Annotated in this window: 15 protein-coding genes; 11 read left to right on the top strand and 4 right to left on the bottom strand. The window is 69.8% G+C overall.

All coding sequences use genetic code 11. The features are described 5' to 3' along the window. Positions 1-26: 26 nt before the first annotated feature. Complete coding sequence (locus tag N7640_RS14990; protein ID WP_279902696.1) at positions 27-584, bottom strand: hypoxanthine-guanine phosphoribosyltransferase; 558 nt, start codon at positions 582-584, stop codon at positions 27-29. 388 nt (positions 585-972) lie between these two features. On the opposite strand from N7640_RS14990, the gene upp reads away from it, so the two are divergent. The 3 genes from upp (at position 973) to N7640_RS14975 (ending at position 5,486) form a co-directional block, all read left to right on the top strand. Beyond that, positions 973-1,611: a uracil phosphoribosyltransferase gene (gene upp / locus N7640_RS14985; RefSeq protein ID WP_220812106.1), complete on the top strand. Its 639-nt coding sequence runs from the start codon at positions 973-975 to the stop codon at positions 1,609-1,611. Between the two features lie 2 nt (positions 1,612-1,613). After that, positions 1,614-2,876 carry a uracil-xanthine permease family protein gene (locus N7640_RS14980; RefSeq protein WP_279902697.1) on the top strand — a complete coding sequence of 421 codons (1,263 nt, stop codon included), beginning with the start codon at positions 1,614-1,616 and terminating at the stop codon, positions 2,874-2,876. Positions 2,877-3,560: 684 nt separating this feature from the next. Continuing rightward, entirely contained in the window at positions 3,561-5,486 is a 1,926-nt protein-coding gene (locus N7640_RS14975) for a RecQ family ATP-dependent DNA helicase (RefSeq protein ID WP_279902698.1), read from the top strand. 18 nt (positions 5,487-5,504) lie between these two features. Here N7640_RS14975 and N7640_RS14970 read toward each other — a convergent pair whose 3' ends face one another. Further along, on the bottom strand, positions 5,505-6,572 hold the full coding sequence (locus N7640_RS14970) for an SMP-30/gluconolactonase/LRE family protein (RefSeq protein WP_279902699.1): 1,068 nt from the start codon (positions 6,570-6,572) through the stop codon (positions 5,505-5,507). Positions 6,573-6,760: 188 nt separating this feature from the next. Between N7640_RS14970 and N7640_RS14965 the strand changes: the two genes are divergently transcribed. Continuing rightward, on the top strand, positions 6,761-7,681 hold the full coding sequence (locus tag N7640_RS14965) for an aldo/keto reductase (RefSeq protein ID WP_279902700.1): 921 nt from the start codon (positions 6,761-6,763) through the stop codon (positions 7,679-7,681). Between the two features lie 2 nt (positions 7,682-7,683). Next, the gene (locus N7640_RS14960; RefSeq protein WP_279902701.1) at positions 7,684-8,976 is read left to right on the top strand and encodes an MFS transporter; all 1,293 of its coding nucleotides are present in this window, start codon (positions 7,684-7,686) and stop codon (positions 8,974-8,976) included. Here N7640_RS14960 and N7640_RS14955 read toward each other — a convergent pair. Then, the gene (locus tag N7640_RS14955) at positions 8,973-9,479 is read right to left on the bottom strand and encodes a hypothetical protein (RefSeq protein ID WP_279902702.1); all 507 of its coding nucleotides are present in this window, start codon (positions 9,477-9,479) and stop codon (positions 8,973-8,975) included. The genes N7640_RS14960 and N7640_RS14955 overlap by 4 nt on opposite strands. A gap of 276 nt (positions 9,480-9,755) precedes the next feature. Further along, the gene (locus tag N7640_RS14950; protein WP_220812087.1) at positions 9,756-10,661 is read right to left on the bottom strand and encodes a LysR family transcriptional regulator; all 906 of its coding nucleotides are present in this window, start codon (positions 10,659-10,661) and stop codon (positions 9,756-9,758) included. Positions 10,662-10,756: 95 nt separating this feature from the next. Here N7640_RS14950 and N7640_RS14945 point away from each other — a divergent pair, with 95 nt between their 5' ends. From N7640_RS14945 to N7640_RS14920, 6 genes are all read left to right on the top strand, one after another. Then, positions 10,757-11,995: a 3-hydroxyacyl-CoA dehydrogenase gene (locus tag N7640_RS14945; RefSeq protein WP_279902703.1), complete on the top strand. Its 1,239-nt coding sequence runs from the start codon at positions 10,757-10,759 to the stop codon at positions 11,993-11,995. Beyond that, on the top strand, positions 11,992-13,782 hold the full coding sequence (locus tag N7640_RS14940; protein WP_279902704.1) for an acyl-CoA dehydrogenase C-terminal domain-containing protein: 1,791 nt from the start codon (positions 11,992-11,994) through the stop codon (positions 13,780-13,782). The genes N7640_RS14945 and N7640_RS14940 overlap by 4 nt, the downstream gene beginning before the upstream one ends. Before the next feature lie 88 nt (positions 13,783-13,870). Further along, complete coding sequence (locus N7640_RS14935) at positions 13,871-14,863, top strand: PHB depolymerase family esterase (protein ID WP_279902705.1); 993 nt, start codon at positions 13,871-13,873, stop codon at positions 14,861-14,863. A gap of 20 nt (positions 14,864-14,883) precedes the next feature. Next, complete coding sequence (locus tag N7640_RS14930) at positions 14,884-16,047, top strand: iron-containing alcohol dehydrogenase (protein ID WP_279902706.1); 1,164 nt, start codon at positions 14,884-14,886, stop codon at positions 16,045-16,047. A gap of 212 nt (positions 16,048-16,259) precedes the next feature. After that, complete coding sequence (locus N7640_RS14925) at positions 16,260-16,694, top strand: thioesterase family protein (protein ID WP_279902707.1); 435 nt, start codon at positions 16,260-16,262, stop codon at positions 16,692-16,694. Positions 16,695-16,719: 25 nt separating this feature from the next. Further along, the gene (locus N7640_RS14920) at positions 16,720-17,904 is read left to right on the top strand and encodes an acetyl-CoA C-acyltransferase (protein ID WP_220812075.1); all 1,185 of its coding nucleotides are present in this window, start codon (positions 16,720-16,722) and stop codon (positions 17,902-17,904) included. The last annotated feature ends 206 nt before the right edge of the window (positions 17,905-18,110 follow it).

The following is an 18,110-nucleotide window of genomic DNA, read 5'->3' as shown; positions in this document are numbered from 1 at the left end:
TAGGGCGGGTGAAACCCGCGTAGCGATTACAGCCCCTTGACCGCGAAGATGCCCGCCGCGTTGCGCCAGTAGCCCTTGTAGTCCATGCCGTAGCCGAAGATGAAGCGGTCCTCGCAGGACAGACCCACGTAGTCGGCCTTGAGGTCCGGGCGGGCCTTGCGGTCGTGGTCCTTGTCGATCAGCACGGCGGTGTGCACGTCGCTGGCGCCGGCGTGGCGGCAGAACTCGATGATCGCGGCCAGGGTGTGCCCCTCGTCGAGGATGTCGTCGATGATCAGCACTTCGCGGTCGATGAAGGAGATTTCCGGCTTGGCCTTCCAGAACAGCTCGCCGCCGGTGGTCTCGCTGCGGTAGCGGGTGGCGTGCAGGTAGGACAGCTCCAGCGGGAAGTTCAGCTTGGTCAGCAGCTTGCCGGCGAAGATCAGGCCGCCGTTCATCACGCAGAACACCACCGGGTTGCGCTCGGCCAGTTCCTCGCAGATGGCCGCGCCGACGCGCTCGATGGCCGCCTCGACCTCGGCCTCGCTGAAGAGGCAGTCGGCCTCGGCCATGATTTGACGGATGTGGGCGAGATCGGCGGGCATGGTGGCTCCGGGCAGAGAAAGGCAACTGGTTAAGAAATGGACATATCCACGTTAGCTGTCGCACACCTTGGGAGCGGATTTATCCGCGAACTTCGCGGCCAATCGGAATGCCGCCCAGCCGTTCCCACAAAAGCAGGATGCGCCACCAACACGTAACGGGACATAGCCTGAAAAATGGGCGGCAAAGGTACTCAGATGCCCGCCCGAGGGCAAGCCCGCCGGTGATTTTCTGACCGCTCGCCCAGGGGAGGCGGTAAACTGCGCGGCCTTGCACGCCGGAGGCTGCGGTGCGATCCACCGCCGCGACAATCGGTCCCCCGGTTGCGCCCGACTCCGGCACGAGCAGTGCTTTACTCTAGCCAGAAATCCTCGCCCCGGAGACCCCCGCATGCCCATCCGTGAGATCCGCCACCCGCTGATCCGCCACAAGATCGGTCTGATGCGCCGCGCCGACATCAGCACCAAGAACTTCCGCGAACTGGCCCAGGAAGTGGGCGCCCTGCTCACCTACGAGGCGACCAACGACCTGCCGCTGGAGAGCTACGAGATTCCGGGCTGGGCCGGGCCGGTGCAGGTGGAGAAGATCGCCGGCAAGAAGATCACCGTGGTACCGATCCTGCGCGCCGGCATCGGCATGCTCGACGGCGTGCTCAGCCTGATCCCCGGGGCCAAGGTCAGCGCCGTGGGCGTCGCCCGCAACGAGGAGACCCTGCAGGCCCACACCTACCTGGAGAAGCTGGCGCCCGAGATCGACGAACGCCTGGCTCTGATCATCGACCCGATGCTCGCCACCGGCGGCTCCATGGTCGCCACCATCGACCTGCTGAAGAAGGCCGGCTGCAAGGAAATCCGCGCCATGGTGCTGGTCGCCGCGCCGGAGGGCATCAAGGCGGTGGGCGACGCCCACCCGGACGTGACCATCTACACCGCCTCGATCGACCAGCAGCTCAACGAACACGGCTACATCATCCCCGGCCTGGGCGACGCCGGCGACAAGATCTTCGGCACCAAGCAGAAGGACGCTTGAGCATGAGCGAGTACAACGACCCGCTGCCACGGCAGATTCTCTCCGGCGCGCAGATGCTGTTCGTGGCGTTCGGCGCGCTGGTGCTCATGCCCCTGATCACCGGCATGGACCCGAACGTGGCGCTGTTCACCGCCGGCATCGGCACCCTCCTGTTCCAGCTGGCCACCGGGCGCCAGGTGCCGGTGTTCCTCGCCTCCAGCTTCGCCTTCATCGCCCCGATCATCGCCGCCAAGGGCGAGTTCGGCCTGCCGGCGGTGCTCGGCGGCGTGGTCGCCGCCGGCTTCGTCTACACCTTCCTCGGCCTGGCCGTGAAGCTCAAGGGCCCGGGCTTCATCGACCGCATCCTGCCGCCGGTGGTGATCGGCCCGGTGATCATCGCCATCGGCCTGGCCCTGTCGCCGGTGGCGGTGAACATGGCCATGGGCAAGACCGGCGACGGCGCCGCCGAACTGGTGCCCTACCAGACCGCCATGTTCATCTCCATGCCGGCGCTGGTCACCACCCTGCTGGTGGCCGTGCTCGGCCGCGGCCTGTTCCGCCTGGTGCCGATCCTCGCCGGCATCGCCGTGGGCTGCACCCTGGCGGCGATCTTCGGCGTGTTCGACACCGCCGGCATCGCCGCCGCTGCCTGGCTGGCCATGCCCAACTTCGTCGCCCCCGAGTTCCACCTCGGCGCCATCCTGTACATGGTGCCGGTGGCCCTGGCGCCGGCCATCGAGCACATCGGCGGGGTGATCGCCGTCGGCACCGTCACCGGCAAGGACTTCGTGCGCAAGCCGGGCCTGCACCGCACCCTGCTCGGCGACGGCCTGGCCACCTCGGCCGCCGGCCTGTTCGGCGGCCCGCCCAACACCACCTACGCCGAAGTGACCGGCGCGGTGATGCTGACCAAGAGCTTCAACCCCAAGGTGATGACCTGGGCGGCGGTGTTCGCCATCCTGCTGGCCTTCGTCGGCAAGTTCGGCGCCGCGCTGCAGGCCATTCCGGTGCCGGTGATGGGCGGCATCCTCTGCCTGCTGTTCGGCTCCATCGCGGTGGTCGGCCTGAACACCCTGATCCGCCACCAGGTGGACCTGTCCGAGGCGCGCAACCTGATCATCGTGTCGGTGACGCTGGTGTTCGGCATCGGCGGCATGGTGATCGGCGGCAAGGAGTTCGCCCTGTCCGGCATCTCGCTGTGCGCCATCAGCGCCCTGGCGCTGAACCTGCTGCTGCCGGGCGGCAGTGCCTGGCACAAGCATCCGCCGATCGATCCGGAGATCTGAGCGGCCGATGAGCAGCCCCAGCACTCGCGACGCGGGGCTGCTTCGTAGGGTACGCCGTGCGCACCGATGAACCGGTAACAGGTAGCCCGGATGAAATCCGGGGGCGGCGTTGGTCTGGTGCTTGGGTTTCCAGCCGATTTCTGTGTGCTTCGATGCTTCTGGTTTCGCCCACCCGGGCGACTCACTTTTCTTTGTTTGCGGATCGCCGCCCGGCGCAAAGAAAAGTAAGCCAAAGAAAGCACACCCCGACATCCGGCCCCGCCTGCGGCGGGGTTCCCTCCTTCCGGCGCCGCTCCGGTCACGAAGGGACGTCCCCGCCTGGGCGGCCCCGTCCTTCGTGACTCGCTCGGCGTCCTGCCTCGCGTCCCCCAGCCCAACACCTCCACTCGGCCTCCTGACGCGGACTCGAGCTCCGAGCTGCCTGAACGTTTTTATTGAATTGAATGAAAGCAACGCTTTCAGTAGCACGGATGCAATCCGGGATGGGCGGCGCCTTGTCCCGGATTTCATCCGGGCTACGAGGCTGCCGTAGGGTGCGCCATGCGCACCGGGGGCAATGTGCCGGCCTGTCGGTGTGCGCGGCGCACCCTACGGAGCGCGGCGCTCTACGGCGCCATCGGCCTGGCCTCGGGCCGTTCGGCGCGCTATGGTCGTCGGCCTTTTCCCTCGTTCCGGCCTCGTCCCATGCTCGATACCCTTGCCAGCGTCTTCGGCTTTTCCCACCTGCGGCCCGGCCAGGAGCGGGTGGTCGATGCCGTGCTCGCCGGGCGGTCGGCGGCGGCGATCTTTCCCACCGGTTCGGGCAAGTCGCTGTGCTACCAGTTGCCGGCGCTACGCTTGCCGCACCTGACCCTGGTGGTATCGCCGCTGCTGGCGCTGATGCAGGACCAGTTGGCCTTCCTCCACGCCCGTGGCATCAGCGCCGCCAGCATCGACTCGGCGCAGAGCCGCGAACAGGTCGCCGAGACCATGGCCAGGGCCAAGTCCGGCGAGTTGAAGATACTAATGATCTCGGTCGAGCGCCTGAAGAACGAGCGCTTCCGCCATTTCATCAGCCAGGTGCCAATCTCCCTGCTGGTGGTCGACGAGGCGCACTGCATCTCCGAGTGGGGCCACAACTTCCGCCCCGACTACCTCAAGCTGCCCGATTACCAGCGCCAGTTCGCCATCCCCCAGGTACTGCTGCTCACCGCCACGGCCACGCCGCCGGTGATCGCCGACATGCAGCGCAAGTTTGCTATTTCCGCAGATGATGTGGTCACCACCGGCTTCTACCGCGCCAACCTCAACCTGCTGGTGGAGCCGGTGGCCGGGCGCGACAAGCAGGGCCGCCTGGTCGAATGGCTGGGCGCCCGGGCCGGCCAGCCGAGCATCGTCTACGTCACCCAGCAGAAGACCGCCGAGCAGGTGGCCGAGCTGCTTGACCGGGGCGGCCTCGGCGCCTGCGCCTACCACGCCGGCATGCCGCATGAGGCGCGCGAGGCGATCCAGCGCCGCTTCATGGACGGCCAGGTCGACTGCATCGTCGCCACCATCGCCTTCGGCATGGGCATCGACAAGAGCGACATCCGCAACGTGGTGCACTTCGACCTGCCTAAGTCGATCGAGAACTACAGCCAGGAGATCGGCCGCGCCGGGCGCGACGGCCAGCCGTCCGACTGCCTGGTGCTGGCCAACCGCGACGGCCTCAACGTGCTGGAGAACTTCGTCTACGGCGACACGCCCGAGCCGGACGGCATCCGCCGGGTGCTCGACGAGCTGCTGGCCGGCGCGGCGGACGGCCAGTGGGAGCTGATGCTCAACCAGCTCTCCGAGCACAGCAACATCCGCCAGCTGCCGCTCAAGACCCTGCTGGTGCAGCTGGAACTGCGCGGCATCATCGCCCCGCGCTACGCCTACTTCGCCGAATACCGCTTCAAGTACCTGATCGAGCCGGAGGCGCTGCTGGACAAGTTCGAGGGCGAGCGGCGCCAGTTCGTCGAGGCCATCGTCGCCACCTCGGCGCGGGCGCGGACCTGGTGCACGGTGGACTTCGCCGCGCTGTACGACCGGCACCAGGCCGAGCGCGGGCGGGTGGTCAAGGCGCTGGACTTCTTCCAGGAACGCGGCTGGATCGAACTGGAAAGCAAGCAGATGACCGAGGTCTACGCCCTGCTCCGGCCGGACTTCGACCCGCAGCAACTGAGCGGCGAACTGCACGCCTACTTCCAGCAGCAGGAAGCCAGCGAGATCCGCCGCATCCAGGCCATGCTCGACCTGTTCGCCAGCGACCGCTGCCTGAGCCAGCGCCTGGCCGCCTACTTCGGCGATACCAACGCGCCGGCGCGCTGCGGGCACTGCTCGGTGTGCCAGGGCCGGGTCGCCCAATTGCCGCCGGCGCCGCCCCTGCGCCCGCTGGCCGAACTGGACCTGCAAGCCCTGTGCGCCGACTTCAGCCAGCGCCACGTGGAATACAGCGGCGCGGCGCCGAGCGGCGAATGCCTGACGCGCTTTCTCTGCGGCATCAGCGTGCCGCTGTTCACCAAGCTCAAGGCGCGGCAGATCGCCGGCTTCGCCGCGCTGGAGGCCTACCCCTACGCCGAGGTACGCGCGCGGCTCGCCCAGGGCTGACGCGAGGCCCGCCCCGGGTCAGCGCAGGCGCACCCGGTAGGCGCGGTCCGCATCGATCTCGCCGACCCCGCCCGGCGTGCCCAGCAGCAGCTCGTCGCCGTGCTGCACCACGCTGCTGAAGCTGGGCAGGTCGCTGTCGGGCGACGCCTGCAGGCTCTCCAGCACGCGCCCCTCGCCGTCGAAGCGGAACACGTGGGGGTAGCGGCTCGGCCTGGCCAGCAGCGCCGGCGGCAGGCGCGAGGCCACCTTGCGCAGGAACGGCCAGGGTGCCAGCGCGTCGAGCAGCGGCTTGCGCGGCGAGAAGAAGGAACACCAGTAGCTGCCGTCCGGCGCCAGCGACAGGTCGCCGGGGAAGCCCGGCAGGTCGTCCACCAGCACCTCGCGCTGGCCGGCGCGCTGGCCCACGAGCCACAGGCGGGTGACGCGGTAGGCGCCGGTCTCCGCCACCAGCAGGTAGGACTCGTCCGCGCTCAGCACCACGCCGTTGGCGAACTCCAGGCCGTCCAGCACGCGCTCGATGCGGCCGTCCGGGTGGCGCACGAACACGGCGCCGTCGCCGCCATGCTCCAGCAGCGCCCGCTTGTTGTCGGCCAGGCCCCAGCGGCTGGAGGCCTCGGTGAAGAACAGGCGGCCGTCGCGGGCGACGAACACGTCGTTGAGGAAGGTGAAACGCTGGCGCGCGTCGCTCTCCACCAGCACCCGCGCCCGGCCTTCGGGCGTCACCTGCCAGACCTTGGCGTTGGCCTCGTCGGCCGCGTACAGGCTGCCGTCCGGGCCGAAGTTCATGCCCACCGGGCGGCCGTCCAGGGCGACGAAGGTCTGCGCCTCCCGGCCGGCGTGCCAGCGCAGGATGCGGCCGTCGCCGATGCCGCTGTAGCGGCGCCCCTCGCCGTCCACCACCACCGTGTCCGGGCCGTCCAGGCCGGCCTGTTCCAGCACCGCGCCGTCCAGCCGGGCGTTCGGCGCCCACACGCCGGCGGCCGGCGGCAGCGCGCCGGGTTGCCAGGCCACCGGCTGCAACGGGGTGGGCCAGAACAGCAGGTAGCCGAAGCCGGCGAGCGCGATCAGCGACAACAGCTTGCGCATGGCGATGTTCCTTGTTGTTGGAATGCCCGCAGCCTAATCCAGGCCGGCGCGGGGCGAACGCTCCCGCCGCGCCAAAGCACTGTCTTTCCGCGCGCCTGGTTTGGTTACCGGATATTGCCCCGGCACCCACGGGCCGGCATGAGGGTCTATCACTGTCCGGACCGCCACCGACACGGGAGACCCTCGCCATGCCCACTCGCCGTCGCTTCCTCCAGCACACCACCGGCGTCGCCGCCCTGGCCGCCCTCGGCCCGCTGCTGCCCAACCTGTCGTGGGCCGCGGACAGCGGCGGCCTGCTGCGGCGCAGGATTCCCTCCAGCGGCGAGCTGCTGCCGGCGATCGGCCTGGGCACCTCGCGCACCCACGACGTACCGCTCGACGAGGCGCACCTGGCGCCGCTGCGCGAGGTCATGGCCACCCTGATCGGCGGCGGCGCCAGCCTGGTCGACACCGCGCCCAGCTACGGCCGCGCCGAGGCGGTGTGCGGCGCGCTGGCGGCCGGCGCGCGCGACCGGCTGTTCCTCGCCAGCAAGGTGTCCTCCAGCGGACGCGAGGCCGGACTGCGGCAGATCGAGGCCAGCTTCGCGGACCTCGGCACCGAACGGATCGACCTGCTGCAGGTGCACAACCTGCAGGACACCGAGACCCAGCCCAAGCTGCTGCGCGAGCTGAAGGAACAGGGCAAGGTGCGCTACATCGGCGTCACCCACTACCTCGACGCCGCCCACGAGCGCCTGCTGGAGGTGCTGCGCCGCGAGCCGCTGGACTTCGTCCAGTTCAACTACTCCATCGGCGAGCGCAACGCCGAGCGCGAGCTGCTGCCGTTCTGCGCCGACAAGGGCATCGCCGTGCTGATCAATCGGCCGTTCCAGCGCGCCGCCCTGTTCGACAAGGTGCGCGGCAAGGACCTGCCCGAGTGGGCCAGGGCGGAACTGGACGCCGGCTCCTGGGCCCAGCTGATGCTCAAGTACATCCTCGCCAACCCGGCGGTGACGGCGGTGATCCCCGCCACCTCCAAGGCCCGCTACATGGCCGACAACCTGCAGGCCGGCCATGGCCGCCTGCCGGACGAAGGGCAGCGGCGGCGCATCGTCGAGCTGTTCGCCTGAGCATGCGCCGGCGCCTGGCGCGGGCGATCAACGCCGAGGCCGGCGAGCTGGACGCCGCCCTGACCGGCTTCGCCCTGTTCTTCTGCCTGTTCTGCGGCTACTTCATGCTGCGCCCGATCCGCGAGTCGATGGGCATCCAGGCCGGCGTGGAGCACCTGCAGTGGCTGTTCACCGCCACCTTCGTCGCCATGCTGCTGGCGGTGCCGCTGTTCGCCTGGCTCAACTCGCGGGTGCCGCGCCGCCGCTTCGTCGACTGGGTATTCGGCTTCTTCACCCTCAACCTGCTGGCCTTCGCCGCGCTGTTCGCCGCCCTCGGCGACAGCGTGGGGCTGGCGCGCGCGTTCTACGTGTGGATCTCGGTGTACAACCTGTTCGTCGTGTCGCTGGCCTGGAGCCTGATGGCCGACGTGTTCGACAGCGCCCAGGCCCGGCGCCTGTTCGCCTTCATCGCCGCCGGCGCCAGCGTCGGCGGGTTGGCCGGGCCGGCGCTCAGCGCCCTGTTGATCGCCACGCTGGACGCCGCCGGGCTGACCCTGCTGGCTGCCGCGCTGCTGGTGGCGGCCCTGCTGCTCAAGCAGCGGCTGATGGCCTGGCGCGAGGTCGCCGGCGCTGGCCGCCCCGGCGCCGCGCCCAGCGAGAACCCGCGGCGGCCGGTGCCGGGCAACCCGTTCAGCGGCCTCACCCGGGTGCTGCGCTCGCCCTACCTGCTCGGCGTGTCGGCCTTCGTGATCCTGCTGGCGACGGTCAGCACCTTCCTCTATTTCGAGCAGGCGCGGCTGGTGGCCGAACTGTTCCCCGAGCGCGACGCCCAGGTGCGGGTGTTCGGCATCATCGACTTCGTGGTGCAGGCCGGCGCGCTGGCCTCGCAGCTATTCATCACCGGGCGGGTGGCCCAGCGCCTGGGCATCCGCGTGCTGCTGGCCGGGGTGCCGGCGCTGATGGCCCTGGGCTTCCTCGGCCTGGCCCTGGCGCCGACCTTCGCCGTGCTGGCGGCGCTGATGATCGTGCGGCGGATCGGCGAATACGCCTTCGTCCGCCCCGGCCGCGAGATGCTGTTCGCCCCGCTGGACGCGGAGACCAAGTACAAGGCGAAGAACTTCATCGACACCGTGGTCTATCGCGGCGGCGACGCGCTCAGCGGCTGGGCCAAGAGCCTGCTCGACACCCTCGGCCAGGGCGTCGCGCTGGTGGCGCTGGTGGGCGCGGCCTGCGCCGCGCTGTGGGGGCTGCTCGGCTGGTACCTCGGCAGCCGGGCGGACCGCGCCGCCCGCGAGGAGCGGCGCGACGGCCGTTAGGCGATCAGGTCGCGGGTCTGCTGGTAGGTGGTAATGGCCTCGATGGCCGTGCGCGTGGTCACCGTCTGCGCCGGGCCGAAGGTCAGCTGGCCGGCGTCGGCGCGCGGCAGGGCGAGGGCCTGCGGGTTCGACGGATCGCTACGTTCGGCGTTCAGGTCCTGATCGACCTGCCGCGCCTCCAGGAAGCGCTCCACCTGCTGCTGGCGCAGGCGGTCCTGCAGGTTGCTGATGGCCTCCTCGTTGGTCTGGCGCGCCTGCTCCGCGAGTTCCTCGCGCAGCGCCTCGCGGCGCTCTTCGGCCAGCTCCTGCTGGCGGGCGAAACGCTCGGCGGCCCGTTCGCGGGCCAGTTCGAGGCGGTCCTGCAGACGCTCGGATCGGGTGGGATCGAGTTCGCTGTCGGCGCGGTTGCGCACGGCGCCCACCGCGGTGCCGCTGTCGTCGATCGCGCGCAACGGGCGCGTTTGGTAAAGCGTGTCAGTTATCGGGCTGATGGCGATGGCCATAGGCTTCTCCCTGGTTTTCCGGCCTGGGAACCTCAGTCTATGGCGTCGCAGAGCCCTGCTTTAGGCGGATGAGGCATAAGGCGCCGACGCAGATGGTCTAGCACTTTTCCAGGCGTTTACGGTCTCCCATGCCCAAAGCGCGCCGGGCCGCTCGGCGGAATCGCCCGTCCCAGAGGCGTCGACGCCGCAGGCACCGTTGCGCTGGCGAAAGGGCCAATGCAACGGCGCGCCGCTTCGCCTGCGCGGCCGGCGCAGCGCGCAGAATGCGACGAACGGTCAGCCCCGGGCGTCGCCGAGCGAGCCGATCTGCTCGATCAGCCACTGCAGGGCCATGTCCCGGCGGCGCAGGTCGAGGCTGACGATCTCCAGCTGGAACGGCCCCAGCTCGAACGGCAGCGCGTGCAGGCTCAGCGGCAGCAGCCCGGCGAAGTAACGGGCCAGCCGCGTCGGCAGCACCGCCACCAGATCGCCGCTGGCGGCGATGTGCGCCGCCTGCAGGTAGTTGGGCGTGGTGTAGACGATCTCCCGGGTCAGGCCCTGCTCGCCGAGCCACTGCTCGACCATGCCGCGGGTCTGCCCGCCGTGCACCCACAGATGGCGCAGGCGCAGGAAGGTGTTCAGGTCCAGCCCGTCGCGCAGTTGCGGATGGTCGCGGTGGGCCACCAGCTGCAGGGTCTCGCTCATCCAGGGCACACCGCAGAAGCGCGGCGGCAGGGCCTCGAAGCGGCCTAGGGCGAGGTCGATCTCGCCCTTCTCCAGGGCCTCGCTCGGCAACCGAGGCGACAGGTGCTGCACGTCGATGCGGATGCCCGGCGCCTGCCCGGCCAGGTGCGCCAGCAGGCGCGGCATCAGCAGCATCTCGGCGTAGTCGGTGAGGGCGATGGTGAAACGCTGGCGGCTGCGCGCCGGCTCGAAGCGCTCGGCGCCGCTCAGGCTCTCCTCGATCTGGCGCAGCGCCGCGCGGATCGGCGCCTCCAGCTCCAGCGCCCGCGGCGTCGGCTGCATGGCCCGGCCGACGCGCACCAGCAGCGGGTCGTCGAGCAGATCGCGCAGGCGGTTCAGCGCGTTGCTCACCGCCGGCTGGCTCAGTGCCAGGCGCTCGGCGGCGCGCGACACGTTGCGCTCGCGCAGCAGCGCGTCGAGCACCCGCAGCAGGTTGAGATCGAAGGTCGATATATTCACGAGGAGAATTCAACTTATCACAAGTCAAAATTTCCCAAATAGTACCCGCGAACTTACTGTGCGTCAGTTGTGTTTTACGTGACCGAGGGAAGGCTATGAGTAACCAGTACAAGATCGAACAGGCCGCCGTGATCGGCGCGGGCACCATGGGCCGTGGCATCGTCATCAGCCTGGCCAACGCCGGCATCCCGGTGCTGTGGCTGGACAACAACCCGCAGATGGTCGAGGCCGGCCTGCAGATGGCCGAGGACACCTGGGCGCAGAACGTCGCCAAGGGCCGCATCAGCACCGGCGAGGCCAGCCTGCGCCGTTCGCGCATCCAGGCGGTGGCCGACTACGCCGCGCTGGCCGGGGTCGATCTGGTGATCGAGGCGGTGTACGAGAACCTCGAACTCAAGCAGGAGATCTTCCGCACCCTCGACCGCACCGTGAAGCAGGGCGCCATCCTCGCCAGCAACACCTCGGCGCTGAACATCGACGCTATCGCCGCCGTCACCCAGCGCCCGCAGGACGTGCTCGGCCTGCACTTCTTCAGCCCGGCGCACATCATGAAGCTGCTGGAGATCGTGCGCGGCGCCAACACCGCCCCGGCCGTGCTCGACGCCGCCCTGGCCCTCGGCCAGCGCATCGGCAAGGTCAGCGTGGTGGCCGGCAACTGCGACGGCTTCATCGGCAACCGCATGCTCCACACCTACGTGTTCGAGGCGCGCAGCATGCTCCTCGAAGGCGCCTATCCGCACCAGGTGGACACCGCCCTGCAGGGCTTCGGCTTCGCCATGGGCCCGTTCCGCATGTACGACGTGGTCGGCATCGACCTGGAATGGCGCGCCCGCGAACTGGCCGGCCAGGGCCAGGACGTGCCCCAGGTGCAGGTCGACAACCGCCTGTGCGAACTCGGCCGCTTCGGCCAGAAGTCCGGCAAGGGCTACTACACCTACGCGCCGGGCAGCCGCCAGGCCGAGCACGACCCGGAAGTGGACGCCCTGGTGCAGCGCGAGGCCGAGCGCCTCGGCTACGCGCGCCGCGCCATCGGCCCGGAGGAAATCCTCGAGCGCTGCCTGCTGGCCCTGGTCAACGAAGGCGCCAAGATTCTCGAAGAGAACATCGCCACTAACGCCCACGACATCGACCTGGTGTACCTCAACGGCTACGGCTTCCCGGCCGACAAGGGCGGGCCGATGGCCTGGGCCGACGCCCAGGGCGTGGCCGCCATCCGCCAGCGCCTGCTGGACCTGGCCGAGCGCCACGGCACCCACTGGCAGCCGGCCGCGCTGATCGAGCGCCTGGCCGCCGAAGGCAAGCGCTTCGCCGACGTGCAGGAGGGCCGCGCATGAGCTACCAGGCGCCCCTGCGCGACATGCGCTTCGTCCTCCACGAGCTGTTCGACGTGGCCGGCCACTGCGCGCGCCTGGGCAACGGCCTGGACCGCGAGCTGATCGACGGCGTGCTGGAAGAAGCCGCCGCCTTCACCGGCAACGAGATCGCCCCGCTCAACCGCAACAGCGACGAGGAAGGCTGCCAGCTGGTGGACGGCAAGGTCAGCACGCCCAAGGGCTTCCGCGCCGCCTACCAGCAGTACGTGGACAACGGCTGGGCGAGCATGACCGGGCCGGTCGACTTCGGCGGCCAGGGCTTCCCGCAGCTGGTGGCCTTCGCCTTCCACGAGATGCTGATGGGCGCCTCGCTGTCGTTCCGCGTCTACTCCGGCCTCACCGAGGGCGCGGTGCTGGCGCTGGACAAGCACGGCAGCGCCGAACTGAAGCACGCCTACCTGGGCAAGCTGGTCAGCGGCCAGTGGACCGGCACCATGTGCCTGACCGAGCCCCAGGCCGGCACCGACCTGGCCCTGCTGCGCACCCGCGCCGAGCCCCAGGCCGACGGCAGCTACCGGGTCAGCGGCAGCAAGATCTTCATCAGCGGCGGCGAGCAGGACCTGTCCGAGAACATCGTCCACCTGGTGCTGGCGCGCCTGCCGGACGCCCCGGCCGGCGTCAAGGGCATCAGCCTGCTGCTGGTGCCCAAGTTCGTCGCCAACGCCGACGGCACCCCGGGCGCGGCCAACGCCGTGAGCTGCGGCGCCATCGAACACAAGATGGGCATCAAGGGCGCCTCCACCTGCGTGATGAACTTCGACGGCGCCACCGGCTGGCTGGTCGGCGAGGCCAACCAGGGCCTGGCCTGCATGTTCACCATGATGAACGACGCGCGCTTCCAGGTCGGCCTGCAGGGCCTTGGCCTGGGCGAGGCGGCCTTCCAGGGCGCCCTGCGCTACGCCCGCGAGCGCCTGCAGTCGCGCGGCCTGGCCGGCGCTGTGGCGCCCGACAAGGCGGCCGACCCGATCATCGTTCACCCGGACGTACGGCGCATGCTGCTGACCCAGAAGACCCTGGTCGAAGGCTGCCGCATGCTCGCCGCCTACACCGCGCGCCAACTCGACCTGGAGCACGGCGCGGGCGAGCCGGCCGAGCGCAAGGCGGCGGCCAAGCGCGCCGCGCTGCTGATCCCTATCGTCAAGGCGTTCTTCACCGACATGGGCCAGGAATCCGCCAGCCACGGCGTGCAGGTGTACGGCGGCCACGGCTTCATCCGCGAGTGGGGCATGGAGCAACTGATGCGCGACAGCCGCATCACGCAACTCTATGAAGGCACCAACGGCATCCAGGCGCTCGACCTGATCCGCCGCAAGCTGCTCGGCGACGGCGGCGCGGAGCTGAACGCGCTGATCGACGAATTCGCCGCGCTCGCCGACACGGCGGCGGCGCACCCGGCCCTGGCCGAAGCGGCGGGCGTGGTGACGGCGCGCCTGGAGCAGTGGCGCGAACTGGCGACACAGGTGATCGCCAGCAGCCAGCGCGACGCCCAGGAAATCGGCGCCACCTCGGTGGACTTCCTGCAGTACTCGGCCTATGTGTTGCTGGCCGGCTTCTGGCTGCAGGCAGCCGCCACCGCCCAGCGCGCGCTGGACGCGGGCACCGGCGAGGCGGCCTTCTACCAGGCCAAGCTGCACAGCGCGACGTTCTACCTGCGCCGCGTGCTGCCGCGCGCCAGCAGCCACCGCAAGGCCCTGCTGGGCGGCGCGGACTGCCTGATGGCGATGCCGGAGGAGAGTTTCGCGTTCTGACCTGACCTGCCGCTCCCGTAGGGCGGGTGCAACCCGCGCGGGTTTCACCCGCCCTACCGGAGCGGCCCTGACAACCGAGAGACTTGTGGTGAAAAAAACAAAAACAGCCCTCTGCGTCCTCCTGCTGCTCGCCGCCCTGCTCGGCGGGCTGTACGCCTATTTCCTGTACGCCCCCAAGCCCGACGCACCGACGCTGAGCGCCAGCCTGCAACACGGGCAGATCGAGGTCGGCGGCCTGCCGCGCGACTACGCCTTCTATATCCCGGCCGGGCTGCCCGCCGGCGCGCCGCTGCTGTTCGTCCTGCACGGCTCGCTGCAGACCGTCGAGGACATCCGCACCTTCAGCGCCTATGAATTCGAGCGCCTGGCCGACGAGCACGGCTTCATCGTCGTCTACCCGCAAGGCTTCGAGCGCAACTGGAACGACTGCCGCGCCACCGCCGACTACCCGGCGCGCGCGCAGAACGTCGACGACGTAGGCCTCATCGCCGCGCTGATCCGGCGCTTCGCCGAGCAGCAGCGAGTCGACCCGGGCCGCGCCTTCCTCGCCGGCTACTCCAACGGCGGCCACCTGGGCCTGCGCATCGCCCTGGAGCAGCCGCGGCTGCTGGCCGGCGTCGCCGCCGTGGCGGCCAACCTGCCGACGCCGGACAACCTGGCCTGCCAGCCCGTCGACGGCGCCCCCCCGGTGCTGTTCATGAACGGCACCCGCGACCCGATCAACCCCTACAACGGCGGCCGCGTCACCCTGTTCGGCTTCGGCGACCGCGGCACCGTGCGCTCGGCCTTCGAGTCGGCGCGGTACTTCGCCGAGCGCGCCGGCCACGCCGCGAAGGACGTGCGCCGCGAAAGCGCCTGGCGCGACGCCGGCGAGCCCGCCCGCCGCGTCGACCTCGACCGCTGGCAGGCCGAGGGCCGCGCCGAGGTCACCCTGTACGGCGTGATCGGCGGCGGCCACCTGCTGCCCCAGGCCGGCTTCCGCGCCCCGCGCCTGCTCGGCCCCACCCTGTCCGGCTTCGACGGCCCGCGCGCCATCTGGGACTTCTTCGCCCGCCAGCGCCCGGCGCCGGTGCAGCCATGACCCTGTTCGGAGGAATCGCCATGCAACCCTTCAGTTTCGCCACCACCGCGCAGATTCTCTGCGAAGCCGGCGCCAGCGGCCGCCTCGCCGAACTGTGCCGCGAGCGCGGCGCGCGGCGGGTGATGCTGGTCACCGACCCGGGCATCACCCGCTTCGGCCTGCTCGACGGCGTGCTGCCCGGCTTCGCCGCGGCCGGCGTGGCCGTGGAAGTGTTCGACCAGGTCATCGCCGATCCGCCCGAGGCCATCGTGCTCAACGCCGTGGAGCGCGCCCGCGCGCTGGGCGCCGACCTGGTGGTCGGCTTCGGCGGCGGCAGCTCGATGGACGTGGCCAAGCTGGTCGCCCTGCTCGCCCACCCGCACGGCACGCAGTCGCTGCAGGACATCTACGGCGTGGGCAACGCGCGCGGCCAGCGCCTGCCGCTGATCCAGGTGCCGACCACCGCCGGCACCGGCTCGGAGGTGACCCCCATCTCCATCGTCACCACCGGCGAAACCACCAAGATGGGCGTGGTCTCGCCCCTGCTGCTGCCGGACCTGGCCCTGCTCGACGCCGAACTGACCCTCGGCCTGCCGCCGGCGGTGACCGCCGCCACCGGCATCGACGCCATGGTCCACGCCATCGAGGCCTACACCACCAGGCTGAAGAAGAACCCGCTGTCCGACCTGCTGGCCCGCGAGGCCCTGCGCCTGCTCGCCGCCAACCTGGACGAGGCGGTGCACAACGGCGGCAACCGCGAGGCGCGCCAGGCCATGCTGCTCGGCGCCTGCCTGGCCGGCCAGGCCTTCGCCAACGCGCCGGTGGCGGCGGTGCATGCCCTGGCCTACCCGCTGGGCGGGCACTTCCACATTCCCCACGGCCTGTCCAACGCCCTGGTGCTGCCGCACGTGCTGCGCTTCAACGCCCCGGCGGCCACGCTGCTGTACGCCGAGCTGGCGCCGCTGCTGCTCGGCGAGCGCTTCCGCGACGGCAGCAGCGAGCAGCGCTGCGCCGAGTTCATCAACGAACTGGCCGCGCTCAACCCGCGCTGCGGCCTGCCAAGCCGCCTGCGCGACGCCGGCGTGCCGCAGGACATGCTGGCGACCCTGGCCAGCGACGCGATGCTGCAGCAGCGCCTGCTGGTGAACAACCCACGCGAGGTGAGCGAGGCCGACGCCCTGGCCATCTACCAGGCCGCCTACTGACCCCACCGTAGGGCGGGTGCAACCCGCGCGCCGATGCACGACCGTCGCGGGTTTCACCCGCCCTACGCGGCTACCAGACCGCCTGCTGAGTAACTCCCTCTCCCAAAGGGGAGAGAGGTGGCCCCAGCCAATAGTCCGCAATACAGCCCACGAATCAAAGTTTCCCGCGCCGCCCCGAGGGCTTAGGGTTGAGCGCGACACGAGGACCGAGCATGAACCCACCGCAGCACCGCCGCGCCGACTACCTCCACTTCCAGCCGATCACCACCCGCTGGCACGACAACGACGTCTACGGCCACGTCAACAACGTCGTCTACTACGGTTTCTTCGACAGCGCGGTGAACACCTACCTGATCGAGATCGGCGGCCTGGACATCCACGACGGCCAGGTGGTCGGCTTCGTGGTCAGCTCGGCCTGCGACTACTTCGCCTCCATCGCCTTCCCCGAGCGCATCGAGGTCGGCCTGCGGGTCGGCAAGCTGGGCAACAGCTCGGTGCAGTACGAACTGGCCATCTTCAAGGAAGGCGAGGACGAGGCCTGCGCCGCCGGGCGTTTCGTCCACGTCTTCGTCGACCGCGCCAGCAACCGGCCGGTGCCGATTCCCGAAAACCTGCGCCAGGCGCTTGCCCGCCTGTTGCACTCCTGACACGACAACAACAGAGGATTCCGCCATGCAAGACGCCGTCATCGTTTCCACCGCCCGCACGCCGATCGCCAAGGCCTTCCGCGGCGCCTTCAACGACCTCAAGTCGCCGTCCATGGCTGCCGTCGCCCTGCGCGCCGCAGTCGAGCGCGCCGGCATCGAAGCCGCCGAGATCGAGGACGTGGTGATGGGCACCGCCATGCAGGGCGGCACCGCCTCCACCAACCTGGCGCGCCTGTCGCTGCTGGCCGCCGGCCTGCCGCTGTCGGTCAGCGGGCAGACCATCGACCGCCAGTGCGCCTCGGGCCTGATGGCCATCTCCATCGCCGCCAAGCAGATCATGGTCGACGGCATGGCCGTCACCGTCGGCGCCGGCCAGGAACAGATCAGCCTGGTGCAGAACACCCACATGAAGTGGACCGCCACCGACTACGACCCGGCCGTGGTGAAGATGGCCGAGCACGCCTACATGCCGATGCTGCAGACCGCCGAGCTGGTCGCCAAGCGCTACGGCATCAGCCGCGAAGAGCAGGACGCCTACTCCCTGCAATCGCAGCAGCGCACCGCCGCAGCCCAGGCCGCCGGTCTATTCGCCAACGAGATCGTCCCGGTCACCGCGCGCAAGAAGCTGGTCGACAAGGAGACCGGCGCGGTCAGCTACGAAGAGGTCACCCTGAGCCTGGACGAAGGCAACCGCCCGCAGACCGTGCTGGAAGACCTGACCAAGCTCAAGCCGGTGATCGAAGGCGGCTGCATCACCGCCGGCAACGCCAGCCAACTGTCCGACGGCGCCAGCGCCTGCGTGCTGATGAACGGTGCACTGGCCGCCCAGCGCGGCGTCAAGCCGCTGGGCCTGTACCGCGGCATCGCCGTGGCCGGCCTGGCCCCGGAGGAAATGGGCATCGGCCCGGTGTTCGCCGTGCCCAAGCTGCTCAAGCAGCACGGCCTGACCGTCGACGACATCGGCCTGTGGGAACTGAACGAGGCCTTCGCCTGCCAGGTGCTGTACAGCGCGCAGAAGCTCGGCATCGACCCGGCCAAGCTCAACGTCAACGGCGGCGCCATCTCCATCGGCCACCCCTACGGCATGAGCGGCGCGCGGATGGTCGGCCACGCCCTGCTGGAAGGTAAGCGCCGTGGCGTGAAGTATGTGGTGATCACCATGTGCGTCGGCGGCGGCATGGGGGCGGCGGGGCTGTTCGAGGTGCTGTAAGCCTCGGCTCTGTTGCTGAAAACGGAGGCTTCGGCCTCCGTTTTCGTTTTCCTATGGTGGCCTGGACGCCAGCACTTTCCTCGCTTGGGAGGGCGAAACAAAGACATCAACAAAGGCGCGGCAATCAGTTTGGGCACCAAAACAGCCAACACTGCAGCACCACTTGCCAGCCCGGTACCAGAACCGCTCTCCCGGAGACTTCGCGA

It is taken from the genome of Pseudomonas sp. GD04015 (genome assembly GCF_029837675.1).
GTDB lineage: Bacteria > Pseudomonadota > Gammaproteobacteria > Pseudomonadales > Pseudomonadaceae > Aquipseudomonas > Aquipseudomonas paralcaligenes.
This window is presented reverse-complemented; position numbering and strand designations above follow the sequence as displayed.

Coding starts and splice junctions, on each gene's coding strand:
- N7640_RS14970 (WP_279902699.1), bottom strand. CDS start 6,572: ATGCGCAAGCTGTTGTCGCTGATCGCGCTCGCCGGCTTCGGCTACCTG.
- N7640_RS14940 (WP_279902704.1), top strand. CDS start 11,992: ATGAGCTACCAGGCGCCCCTGCGCGACATGCGCTTCGTCCTCCACGAG.
- N7640_RS14945 (WP_279902703.1), top strand. CDS start 10,757: ATGAGTAACCAGTACAAGATCGAACAGGCCGCCGTGATCGGCGCGGGC.
- N7640_RS14925 (WP_279902707.1), top strand. CDS start 16,260: ATGAACCCACCGCAGCACCGCCGCGCCGACTACCTCCACTTCCAGCCG.
- N7640_RS14930 (WP_279902706.1), top strand. CDS start 14,884: ATGCAACCCTTCAGTTTCGCCACCACCGCGCAGATTCTCTGCGAAGCC.
- upp (WP_220812106.1), top strand. CDS start 973: ATGCCCATCCGTGAGATCCGCCACCCGCTGATCCGCCACAAGATCGGT.
- N7640_RS14955 (WP_279902702.1), bottom strand. CDS start 9,479: ATGGCCATCGCCATCAGCCCGATAACTGACACGCTTTACCAAACGCGC.
- N7640_RS14990 (WP_279902696.1), bottom strand. CDS start 584: ATGCCCGCCGATCTCGCCCACATCCGTCAAATCATGGCCGAGGCCGAC.
- N7640_RS14965 (WP_279902700.1), top strand. CDS start 6,761: ATGCCCACTCGCCGTCGCTTCCTCCAGCACACCACCGGCGTCGCCGCC.
- N7640_RS14920 (WP_220812075.1), top strand. CDS start 16,720: ATGCAAGACGCCGTCATCGTTTCCACCGCCCGCACGCCGATCGCCAAG.
- N7640_RS14960 (WP_279902701.1), top strand. CDS start 7,684: ATGCGCCGGCGCCTGGCGCGGGCGATCAACGCCGAGGCCGGCGAGCTG.
- N7640_RS14975 (WP_279902698.1), top strand. CDS start 3,561: ATGCTCGATACCCTTGCCAGCGTCTTCGGCTTTTCCCACCTGCGGCCC.
- N7640_RS14980 (WP_279902697.1), top strand. CDS start 1,614: ATGAGCGAGTACAACGACCCGCTGCCACGGCAGATTCTCTCCGGCGCG.